A 4,644-nucleotide genomic window follows, 5' to 3' on the forward strand; every position below is an offset into this window, starting at 1 on the left:
GCCCCAGTCATTCTTCGTTCGCGGGTGAGGACAACGCATCTCGCACGCAATGCAAGTCGAGCCTGCTCAGCCCGGATGGCGGCGGCCCGGCGGCGGCCACGTGCGCGATCAGCTCGGGGTCGGGCGCCAGCCGGTGCCGGTCGAGGTAGTAGCAGACCGCGTCGTTCCAGATCCAGGTGCCGTCGGACCGGAAGTTCAACGCGACCACGTCGCCCCGGCCCGGGTCGAGCACGTCGCCCATCCGGCCGTCGGTGGCGAGCACCACCGGCCCGGCCCGCAGGTAGGCCAGCAGCCGATCCCGCTCCGCCTGCTCCAGCCGCTGGTGATCGGGCCGGAAGAACGGGGTGCCCGCCGGGTCGGTGCCGTCGAAGACCCGCGCGAGATGTGCTCGCGGTGGCCCATCGGTCCAGGCCAGCTCGGCGACCGCCAGGGCAGCCTCGTGGTAACCGGTCAGCTCCGCACCTTCCGCGAACACCTCGACCCGCGGCGTCTGCCCGGCCTCGGCCAGGCGGTGCTGGATCTCGGCGGTCAGCTCGACGACGTCGGCGTCCGCAGCGGCCTCGCCCAGGTAGACCACATCGCCCGCGGCCCGGGCGGGTGCATCGATGTCCTTCGGGAGCCGAATGGCCCGCCACAGGGCCCGCAGGCCGCCAACGCCGTCCGCGGCCCGGACCGCCGCAGCGTCCCCGGCAGGACTGTCCACTGTGGTATCCGCAGCGAACCGCCATGCCGCGGGTTTCTCCGGTCTCGGGGCGCGCGCCAACGGCTCCGGGTCGACTCCGTGCTCGGCGGCCAGCTCGACGAGCAGCTCCCGGTCTCGTTCGATCAGTGCGAATCCGCCCGCCACCAGCACGTCGGCGATCTCGTCCAGTTCGTCGTCGGCGAGGCAGGTCCGCAAGCCCGCCAGCTCGTCGTCGGGGATGCTCCCGGCGAGATGCAGCAGCAGACGATGCACCTCCGACCGCTCGACGCTCACCGGGCGCTCCCCGGTTCCGGGACTTCGAAGGGCGTGGACGGTTCTCCTGGCAAGAAGGCGAACCGCGACCTGTCCGCATCGGAGAACCCGGCCGCCGACAGGCCGTCGCGCAACTTCGCCGCCTCGGTCAGCCGGGCCAGGATCCGGTCGTCGTGGCGTCGCTGCGCCTCCACCGAACGCTGTTTCCCCGCCTCGGCCAGCAACACCCGGGGGCATTCGGCGTCGACGTCCACCGCGAGCACCCGGAACACCGTCGCGGGCAGGAACATGGCGTCCGCGACGTCCGCTTCCTCGGTGAGCCCGCCGAGCCGCCGCGCGGTGACCGACCAGATCAGCACCTCGACCGCACCCGGAACGGCCGCGGTCGGGTCGGATGCGCCCGCCATCGGCGCAGGCTCGAACAGCTCGGCGCCGACGACGTAATCCCCTGCTGCGGCTGGGATGTCCGGGCCACCGCGGACCACGACGCCCTGCAGCGACGGAAGCCGGCGCAGGCCACCGACCAGGCAGGAGATGTACGGGAAGTGGGCCGCCGCGTCGCCGGTGCGGATCGCCTCGACCACGTCGGCCTGGTCCGACGTCGCGAACACGCGGATGGCAGCGAGTTCCGTCATCATCGCGTCGTCGACCGGCCCCCCACCGCGCAGCCCGGGTCGCTCGGCCAGCAGCCGCGACACCGCTCTGGTCGCCGCGTCGTAGCGCCAGCCCAGCGACTTCCGGAACTGCTGGCGTTCCACATCCGTGCCGACGTGGTCGGCCAGCATGAGCGGGCGAGCTGGCCCGGCCTCGCGTTGCGCCTCGGCCACGGCGGCCTGTTCCGCTGCGGCGACGCCAGGATCCGGCGCGGGGTCGGCAACTTGCGCGGCGGCGTCGGTAGGTTCCGGGGCTGGGTCGGCAACTTGCGCGGCGGCGTCGGCAGGTTCCGGGGCAGGAGCTGGTTCCGGAGCAACTGCGAGGTCCGCAGCGGCGGCAGCCGGGCTCGGCGTGGCGGCAGCGGGCTCCGGTGTGGCGGCGGGCTCGGCCTCGACGGGCCCCGGCGCGGCGGTTTTCGGCGCCAACGTCGCATAAATGTCGGCAGCGGTGGACGTCGGCGTCACAGCGATGGGCGACGCCGGAGCGGCCGCAGCCGGCCGGTACTCGGCGAGCGCAGGTTCCTGTCGGCGGGATCGTTCGTGCTCGATCGCGGAATGTCCCTGGTCGGCGAGGGGCCGGCGCGGACTTCCGCCCGGTGCCTGCCCTGCGCTTGCGGCGGGGCTCGCCGACGCGGCGGCGGTCTTGGCGGCCGCCGGTTCGGACGGTTCCGAGACGGCCGTGGCCTGCTCGGGCGTCTCCGTGGCGAGATTCGCCGGTGGCTCGGCGGATTTCGCCACCATGCCCGGGGTCACCGCCGATGCGAAGATCGGCACCTGCACCGAGGCGGTCGTGGCGGGCAGTGCGGCCGGTCCCCCGCCTGCTGCCGGCTCGGTCGCCGGAGGGGCGGGCACGGGCGGGACAGCGGGGTCATCCTCGGCCGGCGCATTGCCCGCGTCCGCCAACTCCGGCTCGCCCGCAGGATCCCGCGTGGCGCCAGCACCGCTTTCGCGCCACTCATTTCCTATCGGCCGCATCCGGCCGTCGGCATCGACCACGACGTGCGCCGACGGCCGGTACCGGACGTCAGGATGCTCCGGGGGTTCGGGGGCGGGCCCGGCAGCGACCGGCGGGGGAAGGGTTCCGATCGCTGCCGGGCCAGGTCCGGCAGCAACCGGAGGGGGGCTGATCGCTGCCGGGGCGGGTTCGGCAGCGACCAGACGGGGGCTGATCGCTGCCGCGGTGGGTCCGGCAGCGACCGCAGGGGGGACGATCGCTGCCGAGTCGGGAGGAATAGCAGAAGCCGAAGCCACCGGCCGATCAGTCACGACCGGCAGCACCTCGGTGGCCGATGAGTCCCACGGGTGCACCTCGCCGCCGGTGACCGAGGCGGCTGGGATGACCGCCGGGCCGGGGCCCGACGCGGTGAGCACGTGCACCCCGAGGCCCAACTCGCGGCCGAGCCCGGCGAGATAGCCCGGCGCGGCGTGCGGGGTGGCGACCAGCCGCAGCCGTGCGCGGGTTTCCGCGGGCAGCAGCCGAACCATGCGCTCGACCGTCGTCAGCACCCGGCCGGACGGCGCGCCCGCCGCCGCGGTGACGACCAGGTTCACCGCTTCCGGGTCGGGCGCCAGGCGCGCGGCGACCGGATCTACTGGGGTGCGCACGGGCCGCACCAGCAGCCCGGACGGCAGCACGTCGACCAACCAGCCGTCCTGCAACCAGTACGCGCCGACGCCCGCGCCGACCATTCCTGCCACGGGCTGGACCCAATTGCGCGGGAGCGGCGGAACGCCCGGCCGGTGCAGGCTCTCAAGGACGAACGGCAGCCAGGCCCGTTGCCCGGCCGCGTCCAGCGACTTCCACGTCTTCGCGCCGTCCGGGCGGTACTGCGGCACGGCGTGGCAGCAGTGGACCGGGATGGCGAGCAGGTCGGCGAGCCGCTGCGCCAGCGGCCGGGCCGGGTCCGGTTCGGGGCCGTAGCAGATCAGCCCGAGCGTCTGGCGCAACTTGCCGGGCAGGGCCGCGACCAGCCCCGCGAGCGCCTCCAGGCTGGGCTGTTCCTCACCGGGAGCCCCCACCACGATGGCGAGCCGGGCGCCGGACACCGGCACGCCGTAAGCCATGTCGGACATCGGTCGCACGCCCGCGCCGGCGGCCCGGACCCACAGCCCGGCGGGGATCGAGGTGATGCTGATGCGGGGATCGGCGGCGCGACGGCGCAGCGTCTCGGACAGCGGATCCTGCCAGGAGGGGATGGGATGGCGCGGGCCGGTGTGGGTCTTGTGCTTGCCCGGCCGGAAACCGACCCAGCCGGTAGCCTCGCCGACCGAGAACAGCTCCCCGCCGGGCAGCATGAGGAGGTTCCCGTCCGGGGCCACGACCTCGACGTTCAGCCGCTCAGAAAGGCGCGCGGCCAACGGGGCCTGTCCGTCGGGTCCGGCCAGACCGGAGCGGCCGACCAGCAGCCGAATTCCCGGCATCGGGCCGGAGTCACCGGGGCGCAACTGCGCCTGGAGATCGGCCAGCACCTGGTTCTCGAGCCGGCCGAAGGCGTTGAGCGCGGTGTGATCGACGAAAACGCGGGCACGACTGTCGTCGGCCGCATGCCTGGCGGCCGGTCCCGCCCCAGCCACCTGCGTGTCCGCAGAGCGCACCACAACGCCCGCACCGTTCCGTTCGACGACCAACGCGCCCATAGACGCCTCCTCCTTCCGGCCCACCCACCAACCTCTACGGCTCCCGAACCACCACCGGTTCAATCCACCACGAGAACGGGGCGCCGCACCGCGACGAGACCGACTAGTCGGCCCGGGTCCATGCGACGCCCTGCCGGGAACGGGCCGCGTACGGGTTGGGAGAAGCACGTGGCGTAGGAGACCCTCGCTGTCTAGGTGCTGATCACGCCATCCGCGTGATCACGCTTTTGCCCCCACCGGTGCAGGTCGCATTCGCCCAGCGGCCGCGAACAACCGGCGAGACCACGATCACCCAACTCCGTGCCGACGGCACGAACCCTCTCGGCCCGTCGCCGTTATCACCAGCACCGGTACCACTCAGTCCGAAGAACGTGCCTCTCACCGCTCTCGAGCAGCCGA

The 4,644-nt window shown here is 73.4% G+C and carries 2 protein-coding genes; both read right to left on the reverse strand.

Going from position 1 to position 4,644, the window contains the following annotated elements; translation table 11 throughout:
* Positions 1-7: 7 nt before the first annotated feature.
* Positions 8-976 (reverse strand): hypothetical protein, encoded by a 969-nt coding sequence (locus ACWEV3_RS17795; RefSeq protein WP_452614911.1) that lies wholly within the window; start codon positions 974-976, stop codon positions 8-10.
* Positions 973-4,245 (reverse strand): hypothetical protein, encoded by a 3,273-nt coding sequence (locus ACWEV3_RS17800; protein ID WP_452614912.1) that lies wholly within the window; start codon positions 4,243-4,245, stop codon positions 973-975. Before ACWEV3_RS17800 ends, ACWEV3_RS17795 begins: the two co-directional genes overlap by 4 nt.
* Between the last annotated feature and the right edge of the window lie 399 nt (positions 4,246-4,644).

It is taken from the genome of Saccharopolyspora sp. NPDC003752, from assembly GCF_053605825.1.

Bases quoted from the DNA above. Each gene is read 5' to 3' on its own strand.
- ACWEV3_RS17800 (WP_452614912.1), bottom strand. From the start codon at position 4,245: ATGGGCGCGTTGGTCGTCGAACGGAACGGTGCGGGCGTTGTGGTGCGC.